The sequence below is a fragment of the Cupriavidus pinatubonensis genome, assembly GCF_019602855.1.
In the GTDB taxonomy this organism is placed as follows: Bacteria; Pseudomonadota; Gammaproteobacteria; order Burkholderiales; family Burkholderiaceae; genus Cupriavidus; species Cupriavidus pinatubonensis.
Genome location: NZ_CP080767.1, coordinates 3,758,448 through 3,780,034, shown reverse-complemented (window position 1 = coordinate 3,780,034; position 21,587 = coordinate 3,758,448). Strand labels below are relative to the sequence as shown.

18 protein-coding genes are annotated in these 21,587 nt (G+C 63.5%); 17 read left to right on the top strand and 1 reads right to left on the bottom strand.

All coding sequences use genetic code 11. The features are described 5' to 3' along the window. The first annotated feature begins 193 nt into the window (after window positions 1–193). The 12 genes from K2O51_RS30285 (at window position 194) to K2O51_RS30230 (ending at window position 13,918) form a co-directional block, all read left to right on the top strand. Complete coding sequence (locus K2O51_RS30285; RefSeq protein ID WP_140949996.1) at window positions 194–1,813, top strand: GMC family oxidoreductase; 1,620 nt, start codon at window positions 194–196, stop codon at window positions 1,811–1,813. 317 nt (window positions 1,814–2,130) lie between these two features. Next, window positions 2,131–2,907 carry an ABC transporter ATP-binding protein gene (locus K2O51_RS30280; protein ID WP_011299498.1) on the top strand — a complete coding sequence of 259 codons (777 nt, stop codon included), beginning with the start codon at window positions 2,131–2,133 and terminating at the stop codon, window positions 2,905–2,907. A 13-nt stretch (window positions 2,908–2,920) separates the two neighbouring features. Continuing rightward, window positions 2,921–3,646, top strand: coding sequence for an ABC transporter ATP-binding protein (locus K2O51_RS30275; protein ID WP_011299497.1), 726 nt, complete (start codon window positions 2,921–2,923; stop codon window positions 3,644–3,646). Between the two features lie 88 nt (window positions 3,647–3,734). Next, the gene (locus tag K2O51_RS30270; protein WP_011299496.1) at window positions 3,735–4,943 is read left to right on the top strand and encodes an ABC transporter substrate-binding protein; all 1,209 of its coding nucleotides are present in this window, start codon (window positions 3,735–3,737) and stop codon (window positions 4,941–4,943) included. Window positions 4,944–5,046: 103 nt separating this feature from the next. Next, window positions 5,047–5,931 (top strand): branched-chain amino acid ABC transporter permease, encoded by an 885-nt coding sequence (locus K2O51_RS30265; RefSeq protein WP_041679747.1) that lies wholly within the window; start codon window positions 5,047–5,049, stop codon window positions 5,929–5,931. Next, window positions 5,931–6,959, top strand: coding sequence for a branched-chain amino acid ABC transporter permease (locus K2O51_RS30260; protein ID WP_011299494.1), 1,029 nt, complete (start codon window positions 5,931–5,933; stop codon window positions 6,957–6,959). The genes K2O51_RS30265 and K2O51_RS30260 overlap by 1 nt, the downstream gene beginning before the upstream one ends. A gap of 311 nt (window positions 6,960–7,270) precedes the next feature. Further along, window positions 7,271–7,777 carry a hypothetical protein gene (locus tag K2O51_RS30255; protein ID WP_245001894.1) on the top strand — a complete coding sequence of 169 codons (507 nt, stop codon included), beginning with the start codon at window positions 7,271–7,273 and terminating at the stop codon, window positions 7,775–7,777. 57 nt (window positions 7,778–7,834) lie between these two features. Further along, a complete protein-coding gene (locus tag K2O51_RS30250; RefSeq protein ID WP_041679745.1) occupies window positions 7,835–8,593 on the top strand; it encodes a sulfite exporter TauE/SafE family protein in 759 nt (252 codons plus the stop codon). A gap of 272 nt (window positions 8,594–8,865) precedes the next feature. Then, complete coding sequence (locus K2O51_RS30245) at window positions 8,866–10,017, top strand: ABC transporter substrate-binding protein (RefSeq protein WP_011299491.1); 1,152 nt, start codon at window positions 8,866–8,868, stop codon at window positions 10,015–10,017. 250 nt (window positions 10,018–10,267) lie between these two features. Beyond that, window positions 10,268–11,320 (top strand): branched-chain amino acid ABC transporter permease, encoded by a 1,053-nt coding sequence (locus K2O51_RS30240; protein WP_011299490.1) that lies wholly within the window; start codon window positions 10,268–10,270, stop codon window positions 11,318–11,320. A gap of 3 nt (window positions 11,321–11,323) precedes the next feature. After that, a complete protein-coding gene (locus tag K2O51_RS30235; protein ID WP_011299489.1) occupies window positions 11,324–13,165 on the top strand; it encodes a branched-chain amino acid ABC transporter ATP-binding protein/permease in 1,842 nt (613 codons plus the stop codon). A gap of 9 nt (window positions 13,166–13,174) precedes the next feature. Next, window positions 13,175–13,918: an ABC transporter ATP-binding protein gene (locus tag K2O51_RS30230; protein WP_011299488.1), complete on the top strand. Its 744-nt coding sequence runs from the start codon at window positions 13,175–13,177 to the stop codon at window positions 13,916–13,918. Between the two features lie 252 nt (window positions 13,919–14,170). Here K2O51_RS30230 and K2O51_RS30225 read toward each other — a convergent pair whose 3' ends face one another. Then, window positions 14,171–15,082: a LysR substrate-binding domain-containing protein gene (locus K2O51_RS30225; protein ID WP_140950004.1), complete on the bottom strand. Its 912-nt coding sequence runs from the start codon at window positions 15,080–15,082 to the stop codon at window positions 14,171–14,173. A 121-nt stretch (window positions 15,083–15,203) separates the two neighbouring features. On the opposite strand from K2O51_RS30225, the gene K2O51_RS30220 reads away from it, so the two are divergent. The 5 genes from K2O51_RS30220 to K2O51_RS30200 all read left to right on the top strand — a co-directional run bounded on the left by K2O51_RS30220 (window position 15,204) and on the right by K2O51_RS30200 (window position 21,587). After that, on the top strand, window positions 15,204–16,199 hold the full coding sequence (locus K2O51_RS30220) for a Bug family tripartite tricarboxylate transporter substrate binding protein (protein WP_140949998.1): 996 nt from the start codon (window positions 15,204–15,206) through the stop codon (window positions 16,197–16,199). Between the two features lie 3 nt (window positions 16,200–16,202). Further along, window positions 16,203–17,072 (top strand): N-formylglutamate amidohydrolase, encoded by an 870-nt coding sequence (locus tag K2O51_RS30215; protein WP_140949999.1) that lies wholly within the window; start codon window positions 16,203–16,205, stop codon window positions 17,070–17,072. A 976-nt stretch (window positions 17,073–18,048) separates the two neighbouring features. Continuing rightward, complete coding sequence (gene mnmG, locus K2O51_RS30210; protein ID WP_220631134.1) at window positions 18,049–19,989, top strand: tRNA uridine-5-carboxymethylaminomethyl(34) synthesis enzyme MnmG; 1,941 nt, start codon at window positions 18,049–18,051, stop codon at window positions 19,987–19,989. 21 nt (window positions 19,990–20,010) lie between these two features. Next, a complete protein-coding gene (gene rsmG / locus K2O51_RS30205; protein ID WP_181184414.1) occupies window positions 20,011–20,697 on the top strand; it encodes a 16S rRNA (guanine(527)-N(7))-methyltransferase RsmG in 687 nt (228 codons plus the stop codon). A gap of 83 nt (window positions 20,698–20,780) precedes the next feature. Then, complete coding sequence (locus K2O51_RS30200; RefSeq protein WP_011299482.1) at window positions 20,781–21,587, top strand: ParA family protein; 807 nt, start codon at window positions 20,781–20,783, stop codon at window positions 21,585–21,587.

Genomic DNA, 21,587 nt, shown 5'->3' with positions numbered 1-21,587 from the left:
TATATTGCGATTGACGATAAATCATTGGACGGGCCCGTGCAACTGCGCCAATCTTGCGGTCACGGGGCAGCTGCATGTCAGGAAGCGCGTGCCGCATCTTCACTGAACGCAAAGATGGTCGTCCTCCGGGACGCGCATTTGCCCTGCCAGACACCGACATAACAAGAACAAGCACGGAGACGAGACGACTCGTATGGAGACCTTCGACTACATCATCGTGGGCGCCGGCTCGGCCGGCTGCGTGCTGGCCAACCGCCTCACGCAGGACGCGGATGTCAATGTGCTGCTGCTCGAGGCGGGCGGCAAGGACGATTATCACTGGATCCATATTCCGGTCGGCTATCTCTATTGCATCGGCAATCCGCGCACGGACTGGCTGTATCGCACGGTTGCGGAGAAGGGGCTCAACGGCCGTTCGCTCGGTTATCCGCGCGGACGTGTGCTCGGGGGCTCGTCGTCGATCAACGGCATGATCTATATGCGCGGTCAGCGCGAGGACTATGACGACTGGGCACGCCTGAGCGGCGACGACGGCTGGCGCTGGGACAACGTGCTGCCACTGTTCAAGCGCAGCGAGGACCACCATCGCGGCCCCAGCGAATTCCATGGCGCCGGCGGCGAATGGCGTGTGGAAGCGCAGCGCCTGCGCTGGGACATCCTTGAACGCTTTATCGACGCCGCCGAGCAGGCCGGCATTCCGCGCACCGACGACTTCAACCGTGGCGACAACTTCGGCGTGGGGTATTTCGAGGTCAACCAGCGCCGCGGCATCCGCTGGAATACGTCCAAGGCTTTCCTGCGGCGTGCGGCGGACCGGCCGAATCTGACTATCGTGACGGGGGCGCAAGTCAGTGCGCTGACTTTCGAAGGGCGACGCTGCACGGGTGTGAGCTACGTCGGTGGCGGGCAGGCGCACAGCGCGGCGGCGCGGCACGAAGTGATCCTGGCCGCGGGCGCAGTCAACACGCCGCAATTGCTCGAGTTGTCAGGCATCGGGCAGGGCGAGCGCCTGCAGGCCCTGGGTATTCAGGTGCGGCATGCATTGCCGGGCGTGGGCGAGAACCTGCAGGACCACCTGCAGTTGCGCACCGTGGTCAAGGTCAATGGTGTGCGCACGCTGAATACGCGCGTGGCGAGTTGGTGGGGCAAGCTCGGCATCGGGCTGGAATACGCATTCAACCAGAGCGGGCCGATGAGCATGGCGCCATCGCAACTTGGCGCGTTCGCGCGCTCGGATGCGTCGCAGGCGCGGCCAAACCTGGAGTACCACGTTCAACCGCTGTCGCTCGACAAGTTCGGCGAGCCGCTGCACGCGTTCAACGCATTCACGGCCAGCGTCTGCAACCTGCGCCCGACCTCGCGCGGCAGCGTCCATATCGATAGCGCTGATTTCCGGCAGGCGCCGGTGATCGCGCCCAACTATCTGTCGACGGACGAGGACCGCAAGGTTGCAGCCGATTCGTTGCGGCTCACGCGTCGCATCGTGGCGTCGCCCGCACTGGCGCCGTATCGCCCGGAGGAGTGGTTGCCCGGCCCTGGCTTCGAGACGGACGAAGCGCTGGCCGAGGCCGCGGGCAATATCGGCACCACGATCTTCCATCCGGTCGGCACATGCCGCATGGGCCGCACGGACGATCCGCTTGCCGTCGTGGATCACCGTCTGCGCGTACATGGGATCGAGGGACTGCGCGTGGTCGATGCCTCGGTCATGCCGCTGATTACATCGGGCAACACCAATTCGCCGACCATCATGATTGCCGAGCGGGCGAGCGACATGCTGCGCGAGGACCGCCGCCAGCAACTCGCTGCATGACATGGCGCGCACGCGGAAAGGGCAGGGCGGGGCGCCAATCGCCCGCAAGTCCTTGATGCAGCGCGTCAAAAACCTGACACATGGTTCATGTCTTATAGTGCAAACCCCGATGTTTTGCGATGCAACAGGCGCACACAATAGACGCCTGCGGTTGGTGCACCACCCGGCACATGGCACGGGGCATCAACAGCAACAGCGGTAGTCGCACCGCGGAAAAAAACACTAAAGCGACCCAACGGCGAAACGCCGAGTTCGAACCGATTGTCAGTGGTGCCGGGCACAAGCCGGCAGTTCAGCAACAGGGCGGGCAGGAGACTATGAATTCACAGGAAACCATCCTGGAAACGCGAAACCTGACGAAGGAATTCAAGGGTTTCACGGCCGTGAGCGACGTCAATCTGCGCGTGCGCCGCGGCTCGATCCATGCGCTGATCGGACCCAACGGTGCCGGCAAGACCACCTGCTTCAACCTGCTCACCAAGTTCCTGGAGCCGACCACCGGCACCATCCTCTTCAACGGCATCGACATCACACGTGAAAAGCCCGCGCAGATCGCGCGCCGCGGCGTGATCCGTTCGTTCCAGATCTCGGCCGTGTTCCCGCATCTGACGGTGATGGAGAACGTGCGCATCGGCCTGCAGCGCCAGCTTGGCACCGCGTACCAGTTCTGGCGCAGCGAGCGTTCGCTCGACGTGCTCAACAGCCGCGCGATGGAGTTGCTCGACCAGGTCGGCCTGACCGAGTTCGCGCAGACCGTCACGGTGAACCTGCCGTACGGGCGCAAGCGCGCGCTGGAAATCGCCACCACGCTTGCGATGGAGCCCGAGCTGATGCTGCTCGATGAGCCGACGCAGGGCATGGGCCACGAAGACGTCGATCGTGTCACGCAGCTCATCAAGAAGGTGTCGGCGGGCCGCACGATCCTGATGGTCGAGCACAACATGAACGTGGTGTCGTCGATCGCCGACAAGATCACGGTGCTGCAGCGTGGCGCGATTCTCGCCGAAGGTCCGTACGCGGAAGTCTCGAAGGATCCGCGTGTGATGGAGGCTTACATGGGCACCGCGGACGCCGAGTTGCAGGGCGCGCACTGAGGAGGCCATCGACATGACGACATCCAACGTACCCGCGCTTGAAATCAAGGACCTGCACGCCTGGTACGGCGAATCGCACATCCTGCACGGCGTGGACCTGACCGTGAACCGCGGCGAGGTGGTCACGCTGCTGGGCCGCAATGGCGCGGGCCGCACCACGACGCTGCGCGCGATCATGGGCCTCACTGGCGCGCGCAAGGGCTCGATCAAGGTCAACGGCCACGAGACCATCGGCCTGCCCACGCACAAGATCGCGCACTACGGCATTGGCTACTGTCCGGAAGAGCGGGCGATCTTCTCGAGCCTGTCATGTGAAGAGAACCTGATGCTGCCACCGGTGCTCAAGGGCGCAGACAGCAGCAAGGGCATGAGCGAAGCCGAGATCTACGACATGTTCCCGAACCTGAAGGAGCGCCGCCAGAGCCAGGGCACGCGTCTGTCGGGCGGCGAACAGCAGATGCTGGCGGTAGGGCGCATCCTGCGCACCGGCGCGAACCTGCTGCTGCTCGACGAGATCTCGGAGGGCCTTGCGCCGGTGATCGTGCAGGCGCTCGCGCGCATGATCCTGATGCTCAAGAAGAAGGGCTACACGGTGGTGATGGTGGAGCAGAACTTCCGCTTCGCCGCGCCGCTGGCGGACCGCTTTTATGTGATGGAGCACGGCGGCATCGTCGAGCGCTTCGCGGCCAGCGAGCTGCAGGCCAAGATGCCGGTGCTCAATGAATTGCTGGGGGTCTGATCCGCGTATCCGCTTCGCACGGATCGCCAGATCGGTTATTTGGCAGGAACGGGTGGCGCGCTGGCGCTACAACACAGGAGACAACGCAATGAAGAAGACTCGGCTCGCGGCCGCGATGGCGGCCATCGTCATGGGTGCTGTTTCGTTCAACGCCGCCGCGCAGGTATCGGGCGACACCGTCAAGATCGGCTTCATCACCGACCTGTCGGGCCTGTACGCCGATATCGACGGGCAAGGCGGCGTCGAGGCCATCAAGATGGCCATCGAGGATGCGGGCGGCAAAGTGCTCGGCAAGCCAATCGAACTGGTCACGGCCGACCACCAGAACAAGGCCGACATCGCCGCGTCGAAGGCGCGCGAATGGATGGACCAACAGGGCCTGGACGTGCTGATCGGCGGTACCAACTCCGGTACCGCGCTGGCCATGAACAAGGTGGCCGCGGAGAAGAAGCGCGTCTACATCAACAACGGCGCGGGTACGGCCCGCCTGACCAACGAAGAGTGCTCGCCGTACACGGTGCACTACGCGTATGACACCGTGGCGCTTGCCAAGGGCACCGGCAGCGCGGTCGTGAAGCAGGGTGGCAAGTCGTGGTTCTTCCTGACCGCCGACTATGCGTTCGGCCACTCGCTCGAAAGCGATACCGCGGCGGTGGTGAAGGCCAACGGCGGCACGGTGCTGGGGTCGGTGCGCCACCCGCTGTCGGCGTCTGACTTCTCGTCGTTCCTGCTGCAGGCGCAGGCGTCCAAGGCGCAGATCCTTGGGCTGGCCAATGCCGGTGGCGACACCATCAATTCGATCAAGGCGGCCAAGGAATTCGGCATCACCAAGACGATGAAGATCGCCGGCCTGCTGATGTTCATCAACGACATCCACAGCCTGGGCCTGAAGAACACCGAAGGCCTGCTGATGACCGACAGCTGGTACTGGGACATGAACGACGACACGCGCAAGTTCGCGAACCGGTACTTCAGCAAGATGAAGAAGATGCCGAGCAGCCTGCAGGCCGCCGACTATTCCGCCGTCAGCACCTACCTGAAGGCCGTGGCCGCCGCCAAGACGGATGATCCGGACAAGGTCATGGCCGAGCTGAAGAAGACAAAAATCAACGACTTCTACACCAAGGGCTATATCCGCCAGGATGGCCGCGGCATCCACGACATGTACCTGATGCAGGTGAAGTCGCCGGCCGAGTCGAAGAAGCCGTGGGACTACCTGAAGATCGTGGCGACGATCCCGGGTGACCAGGCCTTTACGACGGTCGCCGAGTCGAAGTGCTCGATGATGAAGAAGTAAGGAAGCAGGCAGGCTCGGGCAATCCGCGAGCCCGCCGGTTTGCTCCCCTTTCCCGCTTCTTCCGCTAGCGGGAGAGGGGAGATACCACCAGCAACGGATGCCTATGGACATCTTCGGAATTCCTCTTCCCGCCATGCTGTCCCAGCTGCTGCTGGGCCTCGTCAATGGCGCCTTCTATGCGATGCTGAGCCTGGGCCTGGCGGTGATCTTCGGCCTGCTCAACGTCATCAATTTCGCGCACGGCGCGCTGTTCATGCTCGGGGCCGTGCTGGCCTGGATGGGCATGGAGTACGCGGGGCTCAACTACTGGGTCATGCTGATCCTGGCACCGCTCGCTGTGGCGGTGATAGGCGTGGTCATCGAAAAGACCATGCTGCGCTGGATCTACAAGCTCGACCATATCTACGGCCTGCTGCTCACGCTCGGCATCACGCTGGTGATCGAAGGGATCTTCCGCTCGATCTACGGCGTATCGGGCCTGCCGTACCAGACGCCGGATGCGCTGCAGGGCGCGACCGACCTTGGCTTCATGATCCTGCCGAACTATCGCGCGTGGGTCGTGGTGGCGTCGCTGGTGGTGTGCTTTGCCACATGGTACGTGATCGAGAAGACCAAGCTCGGCGCCTACCTGCGCGCCGGTACCGAGAACCCGAAGATGGTGGAAGCCTTCGGCGTCAACGTGCCGCTGATGGTGACGCTGACCTACGGCTTCGGCGTGGCGCTGGCGGCGTTTGCGGGGGTGCTCGCGGCGCCGGTGATCCAGATTTCGCCGCTGATGGGGCAGAACCTGATCATCATCGTGTTCGCGGTGGTAGTGATCGGCGGCATGGGGTCGATCATGGGTTCGATCCTGACCGGCCTGGGCCTCGGCGTGATCGAAGGGCTGACCAAGGTGTTCTATCCTGAAGCATCGTCGACCGTCGTGTTCTTCATCATGGTGATCGTGCTGCTGCTGCGTCCGGCCGGACTGTTCGGGAGGGAGAAGTGATGCGTGCAGAATCCACTGTGACGATCAAGTCCGGACAGGCAAAAGAGGGCACGGGCGTGCAAAAGAAACTGTTGTACGGACTGCTGCTGCTCGCGCTGGTGGCAGCGCCGATGGCCGGCGCCTATCCGGTGTTCGTGCTCAAGGTGTTGTGCTTTGCGCTGTTCGCGTGCGCGTTCAACCTGCTGATCGGCTATACCGGGCTGCTGTCGTTCGGGCACGCGGCGTTCTTCGGCGGCGCGGGCTATATCTCGGGCGAAGCGATGAAGGTCTGGGGCGTGACGCCCGAGATCGGCCTGATCCTGGGTACTGCCGGCGGCGCGGCGATTGGCTACGTGGTCGGCTCGCTGGCCATCCGCCGCCAGGGCATCTACTTCTCGATGATCACGCTGGCGCTGGCGCAGATGCTGTTCTTCATCTGCCTGCAGGCGCCGTTCACGGGCGGTGAGGACGGCCTGCAGGGCATCCCGCGCGGCAAGCTGTTCGGCGTGCTGTCGCTGTCGGACGACCTGACGCTGTACTACGTGGCGCTGGTGATCATCGTGGCGGCGTTCGCGCTCATTGTGCGCACCGTGCATTCGCCGTTCGGCCAGATTCTCAAGGCGATCAAGGAGAACGAGCCGCGCGCGATTTCGCTCGGCTACGATGTGGACCGCTTCAAGCTGACCGCCTTCGTGCTGTCTGCCGCGCTGTCCGGCCTGGCCGGTTCGATCAAGGCGCTGGTACTCGGCTTCGAGACGCTGACCGACGTGCACTGGTCGATGTCGGGTTCCGTGATCCTGATGACGCTGGTCGGCGGCCTCGGCACATTGTCGGGCCCGATTGTCGGCGCCTTCGTGGTGGTGGCGCTGGAGAACAAGCTCGGCGATATCGGTGCGTTCCTGGCTTCGGCCACTGGCTTCCAGTGGTTCAACTCGCTGGGCGAGTCCGTGACCATGGTGATCGGCGCGATCTTCGTGATCTGCGTGCTGACCTTCCGCCGCGGCATCATGGGCGAGCTGATCGCGCTCTTCGGCCGCAAGCAGGAGTGATCACTGGTCGACATGCCCGGAATTGGGGCTAGGGTTTCTTCTAGCTTGTCCCATTTGCACCGGTTCGTTACATTTCACACACGGTTTTCGCAGGTTAAATGGAGGCGGAAGCGAGGAGACGACAGGCGCGCACCCGGTGTCGGGTAGCAGCGTTATAAAATAAAGGGCGTTGCCGGGTGATCCTCGGCAACGCTTTTTTCATTCCCGAGTGACCTTTTCCTCACGCGCACCAGATCTGGGCACCGATGCCGCAACGGCATAACCGGGCTCCGGGTCACATGAGACAATGCCGGCTGCCTTTCAAGCCTGCCATGCCGTCCGATCCCGCTTCTTCCCCTCAGTCCCAATCTTCCCCGCAGTACCAGGTACGCCTTGGCACGAGTGCCGACGCATCCGCACTGGATGCCTGGCTGCAGGCGGCAGCTCCGTTGCCCGTACCCGTGGCGCGCGCACGACGGCTGGTGCTGGAAGGATTGTTGGCGCAGTCCGGGCAGGGGGCATGCCTGTTGGCCGATGCCGAGGGTGGCGGATTCGCCGCTTGCCTGCCAGTGGCCCTGCATCCGAGCCTGGCGTTCGGCGGACTGACGGCCTGCGCGACCGAATGGTGGCTCGACGTCGCTGCAGTGGGTACGCAATCGGGCTGCCTGGAGGCGTGCCTTGCCACGCTGGCCGACTGGTGCCGCGCGCACGGTATACGTCACATCCTGCTGGCGCCTGCGCTGGCTGCCAATACCCCTTCCGGGCCGTCCGGCTTTGTCCGGCATGCCAGCGGGCTCTGGCACCGCGGCCTGTCCCCGGCCCCCAAGGCGCTGGGCTAATCGTCCGGTCGCTGCTTGCTCCTTCCTTCCTCCTTACCTTCTTCGTTTCCTGCAATGATGGAGTTTGCATTCCTGGCGGTTGCCGCCTTTCTCGCCGGCCTGATCGACGCGGTGGCTGGCGGCGGCGGTTTGGTCCAGATCCCCGCGCTGTTTTCTGCTTTTCCCGGCATGTCGCCCGCCACGCTGCTCGGCACTAACAAGGTGGCGTCAGTCGCCGGAACGGCCAACGCCGCAATCCGCTACGGGCGCAATGTGCGCATCTACTGGGCCGCGACAGCGCCCGCCGTGGTCGCGGCCTTTGTGTTCTCGATGGCAGGCGCATGGGCGCTTACGATGATGCCGGCCGAGCCGCTGCGCAAAGCATTGCCGTTCGTGCTGGTGGCGCTGCTCGCCTACACGGTGGCCAAGAAGGATCTGGGCACCGAGCACGCCCCTTCGCTGACCGGCACGCGCGAACGTGTTGCGGCGCTGCTGGCGGGCGCCGCCATCGGCTTCTATGACGGCGTGTTCGGGCCGGGCACGGGCAGCTTCCTGATGATCGTGTTTGTACGCGTGTTCGGCTATGACTTCCTGCATGCGTCCGCCTCAACCAAGGTGGTGAACCTGGCGACCAATCTCGCCGCGCTGCTGCTGCTGGCCAGCAAGGGCCATATCTGGTGGCAGCTCGGTCTGGTCATGGCTGTCGCCAATGTCGCCGGCAGCCAGGTGGGCAGCCGGCTTGCGCTGCGCCACGGCAGCGGCTTCGTGCGCAAGGTCTTTATCGTTGTGGTCAGCGCGCTGATCCTGAAGACGGCGTGGGACGCCTTTTTGCGTTGATTTGTGATGCCCGCGATGCGGGTTAATCCTGCCTGGAAGTGCAGGATCGCTGTGTTAGACTCGATTCGCATTCCCGACCGCACGGTCGGGAAATGACCGCGACATTTCCGGGGGAGTGGTGCGGAGGGGAAAGACGGGATGGACCTTGTTCCTCCCTTGAAATACGCAGGTGCCAGCGATGTGCCTGCGCTGACCCGAGGGGTCGACAAAAGAGGCATCCGGCGGCGGGGCCGTACGGATGCCTTTCCGTTTGCAGGAACGAAGGAGACAAGATGAACTTCAAGCGCGCCAGCCTGCTGGCCATCGCTGCGGCTGCCCTAGTTGCCGGCACTGCCAGCGCACAGGTCAAGGTCGGGGTCACGGTGTCGGCCACGGGTCCGGCGGCATCGCTGGGCATTCCGGAGAAGAACACCTTCTCGCTGATGCCCAAGGAGATCGCGGGCAAGAAGGTCGAGTACATCATCCTCGATGACGCGTCGGACACCACCACGGCCGTCAAGAACACGCGCAAGCTGATCAGCGAAGACAAGGTCGATGTCGTGGTCGGTTCCACCGTCACGCCGAACTCGCTGGCCATGGTCGATATCGTGGCCGAGAACGAGACGCCGATGATCACCATGGCCGCGTCGGCCCGCATTATCGAACCCATGGATGCCAAGCGCGCCTGGGTCTTCAAGACACCGCAGAACGACTCGCACATGGCCACGGCCATTGCCGAGCACATGACCAACAACAACGTGAAGACGGTGGCGTTCATCGGCTTCGCGGATGCCTACGGCGACAGCTGGGCGCAGGAATTCGCCAAGGTGGCGGAGATGCGCAAGATCAAGGTCGTCGCCAACGAGCGCTTTGCGCGCACCGATACCTCGGTGACCGGCCAGGTCCTCAAGATGATGGGCAGCAATGCCGACGCGGTGCTGATCGCAGGCTCGGGTACGCCCGCGGCGCTACCGGAAAAGGCGCTCAAGGAGCGCGGCTACAAGGGCAGGATCTACCAGACCCACGGCATTGCCAATCCCGACTTCCTGCGCGTGTGCGGCAAGGACTGCGAAGGCACGCTGCTGCCGGCGGGCCCGCTGCTCGTGGCTGACCAGCTTCCCGACAGCAATCCGGTCAAGAAGCCGGCCATGACCTACAAGACCGCTTACGAGAAAGCGTTCGGCGGCCAGGTGTCGACGTTCGGCGGCCATGCGTGGGATGCGGGCCTGATCCTGCAGCATGCCATTCCGGAAGCGCTTAAGAAGGGCCAGCCCGGCACGAAGGAATTCCGCAAGGCACTGCGTGACGCGATGGAGCAGATCAAGAACCTTCCGGTCTCGCACGGCATCATGAACATGAGCCCGACCGACCACCTCGGCTTCGATCAGCGCTCGCGCGTGATGGTGCAGATCGTCGACGGCAAGTGGAAGCTGCTGACCAAGTAAGCCGCTGGCAGTTGCTGGACGCGTAGCAAAGGAAGGCGCATGGTGAACCCCATGCGCTTTCTTTTTTGCGCGCTGCATTCGCCGATGCGACAACTAGGGTTGCCCTGTATTTCTGCAATGGATAACCCGTTTACCATTTCGTAATCCCAGCGCATATCTGTGCGCACGCCTCTGCGACGATCCCAGCGCAGATAGCGTCCTGTCCGCCCCTTGGCTTGCAGGCAGAATCATTCGACAACACGGGAAGACAATGGACCTTTCGATTGCCGCCATCCTGGCGCAGGACGGCATCACTTCAGGTGCGATCTACGCGCTGCTCGCGCTCGCACTGGTGCTGGTGTTCTCGGTGACCCGCGTCATCTTCATTCCGCAAGGCGAGTTCGTCGCCTATGGCGCGCTCACGCTGGCCGCCATGCAGGCCGGACATGTGCCTCAGACCACGTGGCTGCTGCTGGCCATGGGCGTGCTGACTTTCCTGTATGAAACCGTGACCGTGCTGCGAAGCGCGGAACTGCGCCGAACGCTCGGGCGAAGGCTCGCTGTGCTGGCCGGCAAGTACCTCGTGTTTCCGCTGGTGGTGCACCTGCTGGTGCAGCAATACGGCGCGCAACCGTTGCCGATGCTCGCGCAGATCGCGATGACGCTGCTGGTCATCATTCCGCTTGGGCCGATGCTGTACCGTCTTGCGTATCAGCCGCTCGCCGAAGCGAGCACGCTGGTGCTGCTGATCGTCTCGGTCGGCGTGCACTTCGCGCTGGTAGGCCTGGGACTCGTGATGTTCGGCGCGGAGGGTTCGCGTACCGAGGCATTTTCCGACGCGCGCTTCGAAGTAGGCAGCCTCACCATCTCGGGCCAGAGCCTGTGGATCGTGGGCGTGTCGGCATTGCTGATCGGCGCGCTGTACTTCTATTTCGATCGCACGCTGCAGGGCAAGGCATTGCGCGCGACGGCGGTGAACCGCCTTGGCGCGCGCCTGGTCGGCATCGGCACGACGCAGGCAGGGCGGCTGTCGTTCACGCTGGCCGCGGCGATGGGCGCGCTGTGCGGCATCTTGATTGCACCGCTCACGACCGTGTACTACGAATCGGGGTTCCTCGTGGGCCTGAAAGGCTTCGTCGGCGCGATCGTCGGCGGGCTGGTGAGCTACCCGATCGCCGCACTGGGTGCGCTGCTGGTGGGGCTGCTTGAATCGTATTCGTCCTTCTGGGCCAGCGCGTTCAAGGAGGTCATTGTCTTTACGCTGATCATTCCGGTGCTGCTGTGGCGCTCGCTGACGAGCAAGCACGTCGAGGAGGAGGAATAAGCCATGACGATGCTGACCGACAAGCAAGCGGCTGTGGGTGGCGAACGCGCCGGCAACCGCGCCGGCCTGCAGCGCAACCGCGTGCTCACGCTGCTGTTCATCGTGGTGCTCGCGCTGATGCCGGTACTGCCGACGCCGGAGTTCTGGATCACGCTGGGCAATTACATCGGGCTGTACAGCATCGTGGCGATCGGGCTCGTGCTGCTGACAGGCGTGGGCGGCATGACGTCGTTCGGGCAGGCCGCGTTCGTGGGACTCGGTGCGTACAGCACTGCGTACCTGACCACGCAGTTCGGGCTGTCGCCGTGGTTCGGATTGCTGGTGGGCCTGGTGATCACCATGGCATGTGCGTATGTGATTGGCCTGATCACGATGCGCATGTCCGGCCACTACCTGCCGCTTGCCACGATTGCGTGGGGACTGTCGCTGTTCTTCCTGTTTGGCAACCTCGAGTTCCTCGGCAAGTACGACGGCCTCAATGGCATTCCTGTGCTGTCGCTGTTCGGCATTGAACTGCAGTCGGGCCGGTCGATGTTCTACCTGATCTGGGCCGTGGTGCTGCTCGCGGTGCTGGCCGTGCAGAACCTGCTGAATTCACGCCCGGGGCGCGCGATGCGCGCGTTGAAGGGCGGCGGCGTGATGGCTGAAGCGATGGGCGTGAACACCGCGTGGATGAAGGTCGTAGTGTTCGTCGTCGCCGCAGTGCTCGCCTGCATCTCAGGCTTTCTCTACGCGCACTTGCAGCGCGCGGTGAACCCGACGCCGTTCGGCCTGAACTACGGTATCGAATACCTGTTCATGGCGGTGGTCGGTGGCGTGGGTCATGTGTGGGGCGCGGTGCTGGGCGCGGGCCTTCTCACGATCCTCAAGGACACGCTGCAGGGACTGCTGCCGAAGCTGCTCGGTGCCAATGGCAATTTCGAGATCATCGTATTCGGCGTGCTGCTCGTGCTGCTGCTGCAGTATGCGCGCGATGGTCTGTGGCCGTTCTTGCGCAGGGTGTTGCCATCGGGCCCGCCCGTGCGCGCGCCGGATGTGGCCGACGCGCTTCCGGTGCGGCAGAAGCCTGAGGCCGGCGAGCTGATCCTTGACGTACGCGCTGCGCGCAAGCAGTTCGGTGGACTTGTCGCCGTCAACGACGTGAGCTTTCAGGTGCGCGCCGGCGAGATCATTGGCCTGATCGGTCCGAACGGTGCGGGCAAGTCGACGACGTTCAATCTCGTCACGGGCGTGCTGCCGGTCACGCGTGGCGAAGTGCGATATCGCGGCGAAGTGATATCGGGTCTGCCCTCGCGCGAGATCGTCAAGCGCGGCGTAGGCCGTACTTTCCAGCACGTGCATCTGCTGCCGTCCATGACGGTGCTCGAGAACGTGGCGATCGGCGCGCACCTGCGCGGAGACTTTCGCGCGCAGGGTGGCGTGTCGGCCGCGATGCTGCGCATGAATCGCGTCGAGGAAGAGAAGCTGCTGTTCGAAGCGCGGCGCCAGCTCGAACGCGTGGGGCTGGCCGACTGCATGTACATGGAAGCCGGCAGCCTGGCGCTGGGTCAGCAACGCATCCTGGAAATCGCGCGCGCACTGTGCTGCGATCCGGCGCTGCTGCTGCTTGATGAACCGGCTGCCGGCCTGCGCTACAAGGAGAAGCAGGCGCTGGCCGAACTGCTGCGCAAGCTGAAGTCCGAAGGGATGAGCGTGCTGCTGGTCGAGCATGACATGGACTTCGTGATGAACCTCACCGATCGCCTCGTGGTGATGGAGTTCGGCACGCGCATCGCCGAAGGCGTGCCCGAAGACGTACAGAAGAACCCGGCTGTGCTTGAGGCCTATCTTGGCGGTGTGGAGTAAGGACGCGACATGAGCTTGATTCTCGAAGTGAAGGACCTTCACGTCCGCTATGGCAAGGTGGAAGCCGTGCACGGCGCGAGCCTCAAAGTGGAAGCCGGCAAGATCGTTACCGTGATCGGCCCCAACGGCGCCGGAAAATCGACGATGCTCAACGCAATCATGGGTGCGCTGCCGGTCAATGGCTCGGCGAATGGCACCGTCAGTTATCTCGGCCATGACATGGCCGGCATTCCGGTGGAGGGCCGGGTGGCGCGCGGCATGTGCCTGGTGCCGGAGAAGCGAGAGCTGTTCGCGTCGATGACGGTGGAAGACAACCTGCTGCTCGGCGCCTTCCGGCGCAAGCGCGCCGGTGAGAAGAACTTTCTGGACCAGATGGACGTGGTCTACGACTTGTTCCCGCGCCTGCGTGAACGGGCGCGGCAGGACGCCGGCACGCTATCTGGCGGCGAACGGCAGATGCTTGCCGTTGGGCGAGCGCTAATGGCCAAGCCGCAACTGCTGATGCTCGATGAACCGAGCCTCGGCCTGGCGCCGCTGATCGTTAAGGAGATCTTCCACATCATCAGCAACCTGCGCCAGACCGGCGTGGCGACGTTGCTGATCGAGCAGAACGCGCGTGCAGCGCTACAGGTGGCGGACTACGGCTATGTGATCGAGACCGGCGATATGGCGATGGAAGGGCCGGCGGCGGAGCTCGCCAGCAATCCGAAGGTGATTGAAACCTATCTGGGGCTGGCAAAGAAGGCGGCTTGAACCGGGGTAGTTATTTGATGAATGCGAGGCCCGCTTCGGCGGGCCTTTTCATTCGTTCAGTAAATATCAAGGCGAGTCCAGTACCAAGTGGCGAAGCTATATATCTCGGCATGGATTTCGGTGGATTGATTTAGCTGAATAAAATTCTTCAGGTGAATGATTCATCCGTGGGATCAACAGGTTGATTCGATTTATCGATATTAGCTGTGTTAAGTGCAGGCGATCATCTTTCTGACGAATAGTCTGGGTCGCTTATGTCCTAGAATCCTGCGCGGCAGTTTCCAGCAGCCATTCGCGGAAGCAACGCAGGGCGGGATGATCGCGCCGCTCCCTTGGTGAACACAGGAAATAGCCGCGTTGCAGCCGAATCGGAAGATCGAACGGCGCTACGACCCGCCCGGCGGCTAGTTCGTCGTGCAACAGACAGCGCTGCAGCACCGCAATACCCATGTCGGCGCGCACGGCCTGAACCAGGATCGACACCTGGTCGAAGCCTGATGACAGCTTCGGCGCAGCGTTGGGTACGCCTGCCGCCTGCAGCCAGTTGGCCCAGTTTGCAGGGGCGGTGGTGTGATAGAGCAGGGGTTCATCCATCAGCTCGGCGGGCTCGCGCCAGCGTCCGGCTGCATGCCGTTGGCGTGCGCGGTCGGGATGGCAGACCGGCACCATCTCGCGGCCCACTACATAGTCCACCTGGAGGCCAGGCCATTTGCCCGGCTCGCCGGCCAGTAAAGCAGCATCGGGCGCAGCACCGGAGAAATCCTCGTCGCGGCGGTAGGGCACGAAATCGAGGCGGATATCGGGGTGTCGACGGTGGAAGTCGGGCAGGCGGGGCACCAGCCAGACACTGGCAAGCGTTGGCACGGCAGAAAGCGTCAGATGGTGGCTACGGTCACCGGCACGCAATGCCGCACTCGCGTTCTCGATCGCGGCAAGCGGGCCCGCGACAGCGTCCAGCAACTGCTGTCCGGCACCCGTCAGTGTCAACCGGTGCGCATTGCGCTGAATCAGCGGCTGGCCAAAGTGTTCCTCGAGCCGGGCAATGGCCCGGCTGATAGCCCCCTGTGTCACGCATAGGGTGTCGGCCGCGCGGGTGAAACTGCCCAAGCGCGCGGCGGCGACGAAGGCGTGCAGCTCGGACATTGAAGGGGAATGCAACCGCATGGGCCGGAGGTCGACGATGACCTTTGGTAATGCAAAAGTGCAATATAGTCGTTTGCCCCGGACCGGTAAACGGCTGACACTCGGGCGGCAATTTACAACCCAATAACAGGAGAAAGCCCCCATGACCCGAGCCCGAATGTCGCGTCGCCAACTGATGCTGTCTGGCGTCGTGGCTGCCACAGCGCTGGCCGTTACAGGCAGCGCATTCGCGCAGGCTGCCTATCCCAACCGTCCCATCCGCCTTGTCGTGCCGTTCGCGGCAGGCGGCTCGACCGATCTCTCGGCACGCCTCGTGGCCGAGTTCGCCGGGCGCGAACTGGGCCAGCCGATCGTCGTCGAGAACAAGGGCGGGGCAGGGGGCTCGGTGGGCATGGAGCAGGTAGCCAAGTCGGATCCCGATGGCTACACCATCGGCATGGCCACGGTCAGCACGCATGGATCCAACCCGGCGGTCTATCCGAAGCTCAAGTACGACCCGATCAAGGACTTTGCGCCGGTAACCAATGTGGTGGCCATTCCCAGCGTCTTCGCCGTGCACCCCAGCGTACCGGCCAAAACCATGCAGGAGTTCATCGCACTGGCCAAGGCCAATCCAGGCAAGTACACCTTCGCGTCGCCGGGTGCCGGTTCGCTGGGCCACGTAAATATCGAGAACTTCATGATGCTGGCCCACATCGACCTGCTGCACGTGCCTTACAAGGGCGCGGGCCTGGCGCTCAACGACGCCGTGGCAGGTCAGGTGAATGCGATCACCGACAACCTGTCGTCGACGCTTCCTCACGTGAAATCGGGCCGTCTGCGTGCGCTGGCGGTGCTGGGCGCTGCCCGCTCGCCGCAGCTTCCGGGCGTACCCACTTATGCGGAACTGGGCTTCAAGGACATGGGCGAAGGGGGCTGGTTCGGCATCGTCGCGCCGGCGGGTACGCCGTCGGCCATCGTCATGCGTCTGAACCAGGCCATCCACAAGGCCATGCAGAACCCCGAGTTCAAGCGCAAGGTGGAAGAGTCGGGCGGCACGCTGGTGCCGACGACGCCGGACCAGTTCAAGGTGCAGATCCAACAGGCCATGGCGCGGTACGCACGCGTAGCCAAGGCGGCCAACATCAAGCTGGACTGACGCATGAACCAAGCCATGGATACGAAGCAGATCGCGCCGTTCACGCTGGCGCTGCCGGAGGGGGAGGCCCTGCCGCTGGTGTGCGATTCGCCGCATAGCGGCACCTTTTACCCCGCCGACTTTGGCGCGGTCGTGGCACCGGAGCGCCTGCGTGGTGGCGAGGACACCCACGTCGATGCACTGTGGGAAGCCGTGCCGCGCGTCGGCGGCACGCTGCTGGCGGCGACTTTCCCGCGGGTCTACATCGATCCGAACCGCATGCTGGACGATATCGATCCGGCACAGCTGGAAGGGCCGTGGCCCACCCCACTGGCGCCGGGGGAGAAGACTCGCCTCGGCTACGGGCTGATCTGGAGCAACATCGACGCGGCGACGCCGATCTACGACCGGAAGCTGACGGTGGCGGAAGTGCAGGGGCGTATCAACCGTTACTACCGGCCCTACCATGCCGCGCTGACCGAGGCAGTGGAGGGCGCTTACCAGCGCTTCGGGGCGGTCTGGCATCTGAACCTGCACTCCATGCCGAATAATGCTTACGAGCGGCTAAAAATCCAGAGCCCGCGTCCGCTGGCGGACTTCGTACTGGGAGATCGGGACGGTACGACGTGCGAGCCTGGTCTGGTTGATCTGGTGGAGAGGGAGTTGCGCGGGAAGGGTTACACCGTGGCACGGAACGATCCCTACAAGGGCGTGCAACTGATCGCTCAGATCGGCCGGCCGGCTGAGCGGCGTAACAGCTTGCAGATTGAGATCAGGCGGCCGCTCTATATGGAGGAGGGGACGCGGGAGAGGAATGAGGGTTTTGCTACGTTGCAGAGGGATTTGACTTTGCTGACGCTGAGGATTGCGGAGTATGTGAGGCGGAGTGTTTGAAGGTTTGGGTGTTTGTTTCACGTGAAACAGTGGGTCGATCGCTTTTGTTTGGGCACCGGCCCTTTTGGTTTTTGTTGGTAATGGGGGTTGTGTGCTTGGCATGCGCCGCTGTTTCGCCGGCGTAGCCGGCGACCTACTTTTGTCCGAGCGACAAAAGTAGGCAAAAGCGCGTCAGGCTTGCCCCAAAGGGGCGAATTTTTATCGTAGTTTGCCAGGGGTGTTGTACGGGTATGGGCTTCAGAGTCCTTCACGCTGCCTGCCGCGTGGGGCACCACCGTGATCAGAATTACAGCGCTGATTGAACGAGCCCTGCAAGCGTCTGTGGCCCCGGCTGCTACCGATATCGTATGATCGCCTTCGGCTGCGCTGCGCGCAGAGCTCAAGTCTTGGCAGGCAGGCCCAGGGCAAACCTCGCTTCGGGGACGAGGCCCGCGCGTTGCATGCGCGAAGCTTTGAGGACCCCGAAACGCCAGCGACGTTGATGCCCATCACATCCAGGCTAGGACGCGCGCGCAGCGCAGGCGAAGGCGTCCCACCACTGACGCTGTTGTAACGCTGTACCCGAGTCCGTCTTGGGGATCGTCCAAAAGCCGTGCCGCGGCAGGCTCCGGTTCTGACTCACATGGCGTAGCAGGTTCGCACCACTGACCACCGTGACAGGCGTCCAAAGCCGCGTGAATCACTGCCGCCGTGGAATTGATGCCAGCGGCTAGCGACGCGTTTTTTGGGTACTTTTTGTCGCTTGGAAAAAAATGCCTCGCCGGCTACGCCGGCGAAACAGCGGCGCATGCCAAGAATAGCGCGCCCACCAAACGACGCCCCATGTGTTTCACGTGAAACACACATCCCCATCCACGAAGTAACCCTCCCTCCACGTTCCACGTGAAACAACGCCACCCCCAAAAATCCCACAGTCGATTGCCGCTATAATTCGACATTCAGCTTTTTCCCGTCAGCCTCCCGGAGGAGGTGTCCCATGCTTTACCCGAAAGAATTCGATGTCATTGTCGTCGGCGGTGGTCATGCCGGCACGGAAGCCGCCCTGGCCGCTGCCCGGATGGGCTGCCAGACCCTGCTGCTGACCCATAACATCGAGACCCTCGGGCAGATGAGCTGCAATCCGTCGATCGGCGGCATTGGCAAGGGGCATCTGGTCAAGGAGGTGGACGCGATGGGCGGCGCCATGGCTGCCGCCACGGACGAGGCGGGCATCCAGTTCCGTATCCTGAACTCCAGCAAGGGGCCGGCCGTGCGCGCGACGCGTGCCCAGGCTGACCGCGTGCTATACCGCAAGGCCATCCGTACCCGGTTGGAAAACCAGCCGAACCTGATGCTGTTCCAGCAAGCCGTGGACGATCTGCTGGTGGAAGGGGATCGCGTTGTCGGCGCCGTCACGCAGGTCGGGATCGCTTTTCGCGCCCGAGCGGTGGTACTCACTGCAGGCACCTTCCTGGACGGCAAGATCCACGTCGGCCTGGACAACTACACCGGAGGTCGCGCAGGCGACCCGGCGTCGGTATCACTGTCGGCTCGCCTGAAGGAATTGAAGCTGCCTCAGGGCCGCCTGAAGACCGGCACGCCGCCGCGCATCGACGGCCGTACCATCGACTTTTCGGTGATGGAAGAACAACCTGGCGACCTCGATCCGGTGCCGGTGTTCTCGTTCCTGGGCCGTCCGGAGCAGCACCCGCAACAGCTGCCTTGCTGGATCAGCCATACCAATAGCCGTACCCACGACATCATCCGGGGCGGCCTCGATCGTTCGCCGATGTACACCGGCGTGATTGAAGGGGTAGGGCCACGCTACTGCCCGAGCATCGAGGACAAGATCCATCGCTTTGCCAGCAAGGACAGCCATCAGATCTTCCTGGAACCGGAGGGGCTGACCACCAACGAGTTCTACCCGAACGGCATCTCGACGAGTCTGCCTTTCGACGTCCAACTTGAACTCGTGCACTCGATCCGCGGGCTGGAGAACGCGCACATCCTGCGCCCGGGCTACGCAATCGAGTACGACTACTTCGACCCGCGCGCGCTGAAGGCTTCGCTGGAAAGCAAGGCGATCAGCGGGCTGTTCTTTGCCGGCCAGATCAACGGCACGACCGGCTATGAAGAAGCGGCGGCACAGGGCCTGCTGGCTGGCATCAATGCTGGCTGCTACGTGCGCGAGCGCGATGCCTGGACGCCGCGCCGCGACCAGGCTTATCTTGGTGTGCTGGTCGACGATCTCATCACGCGCGGCGTGACCGAGCCGTACCGCATGTTCACGAGCCGTGCTGAATTCCGCCTGAGCCTGCGTGAAGACAACGCCGACATGCGCCTGACCGAGGTCGGCCGCGAGCTTGGTGTGGTGGATGACTTGCGCTGGGATGCTTTCAACCGCAAGCGCGACGCTGTTTCACGTGAAACAGAGCGGCTGAAGAGCACGTGGGTCAATCCGACCATCCTGCCGGCTGAAGATGCCGTGCCGCTGCTGGGCAAGCCGATCGAGCGCGAGTACAGCCTGGCTGATCTGCTGCGTCGCCCGGAAGTCGTCTACAACGATCTGATGGCGCTGCAGGGCGGACGTCATGCGCCGGAAGTTCCGCTGGACGGGGACCCGCTGCTGATGGACCAGATCCGCGAGCAGATCGAGATCGGCGTGAAATATCACGGCTACATCGCCCGTCAGGCTGCCGAGGTGGACAAGCTAGAAGCCAACGAATCGACGCGACTGCCGGAAGGGCTCGACTACACCGAAGTGCGCGGGCTGGGCTTCGAGGTCAGCCAGAAGCTGAACCAGCATCGGCCGGAGACGCTTGGCCAGGCCTCGCGTATTTCCGGCGTGACGCCGGCGGCGATCTCGCTGCTGCTGGTTCACCTGAAGAAGAAGGGGCTGGGGCGCACCCGTTCCGGCAACTCGCAAGAGGCTGCCTGAGTGGGCGGCCAACGACACACCATGATCGACGACGCGGCACAGCGTCGTCGCCTCGAGGCGGGCCTGGCCGAGATCGGCCTGGCCTTGCCGCCGGATCGGATCGACACCCTGTTCGCGTACCTGGCGCTGCTGCGCAAGTGGAACGGCGTCTATAACCTGACTGCGATCCGTCATCCCGATGAAATGCTGACGCACCATCTGCTCGATTCGCTGGCCGCCGTGCCGGCGCTGGCGGAGATGGCGCGCTCGTCGGAGGTTGGCGGTGCTGCGCGGGGCAGGGTGCTCGATGTAGGCTCGGGCGGCGGCATGCCCGGCCTTCCGCTGGCGATTTCGTGCCCCGACGTGTCGGTGCTGATGGTCGACATCGTCCAGAAGAAGACCGCGTTCCTGACGCAGTGCCGGGCGCAGCTCGGCTTGTCGAATGCGGCCGCCCATTGGGGCCCGGTCGAGAGGTTGGAAGATCCAGATAAATTTGCGGTGATTACGTCACGTGCGTTTGCGGAACTGACGGACTTCGTCAACCTGTCCGGTCATCTGCTGGCACCGCACGGCAGGCTCATCGCGATGAAGGGCGTGTACCCGCAGGCTGAACTGGATCGCATGGAAGCGGCGGGGCTGATGGCGGCGTGGCAGGTCGAGGAAGTGCGGCGCCTCACTGTCCCGGGGCTCGATGCCGAGCGCCACCTGGTGCTGTTGTCGCGTAAATGATGGTAGCGGCGCGTGCGCCGCGAACCGGGCGGGCCAGCGGGCCATGTCCGGATAAGGAATTCAATCGGGAGCCTCAGAAGCATATGGCCAAGGTATTCGTGATCGCGAACCAGAAGGGCGGGGTGGGCAAGACCACCACGACGGTGAACCTCGCCGCAGGCCTGGCTGCGCAAGGCCAGCGTGTGCTGCTGGTCGACCTGGATCCGCAGGGCAATGCCTCGATGGGGTCGGGCATCGACAAGCAGTCGCTCGAACACAGCGTGTACCAGGTGCTGGTGGGACTCGCCTCGGTCGAGCAGGCGCGCCAGCGCTCCGAGACTGGCAAGTACGACGTGCTGCCCGCGAATCGCGAACTCGCCGGCGCGGAAGTCGAACTCGTGGAACTGGACCAGCGCGAACGCAAGCTCAAGCACGCGATCGCCGAGGTCGACGACCAGTATGACTTCGTGCTGATCGATTGCCCGCCGTCGCTGTCGCTGCTGACGCTGAACGGGCTGTGCGCCGCGCATGGCGTGATCGTGCCGATGCAGTGCGAGTACTTCGCACTCGAAGGGCTGTCCGACCTTGTCAACACGATCAAGCAGGTTCACGCGAACCTGAACCGTGAACTGAAGGTGATCGGCCTGCTGCGCGTCATGTTCGATCCGCGCGTCACGCTGCAGCAGCAGGTGTCGGCCCAGCTCGAATCGCATTTCGGCGACAAGGTCTTCAAGACCCTGATCCCGCGCAATGTGCGCCTCGCTGAGGCGCCTTCCTATGGCATGCCGGGCGTTGCCTTCGATCCGTCGTCGAAGGGCGCCAAGGCTTATCTCGACTTCGGCGCCGAGATGATCGCCCGTGTCAGGCAGCTGTCGGCGCCGGAAGCTGCCACCGCGTTGCAAGGACAGTGA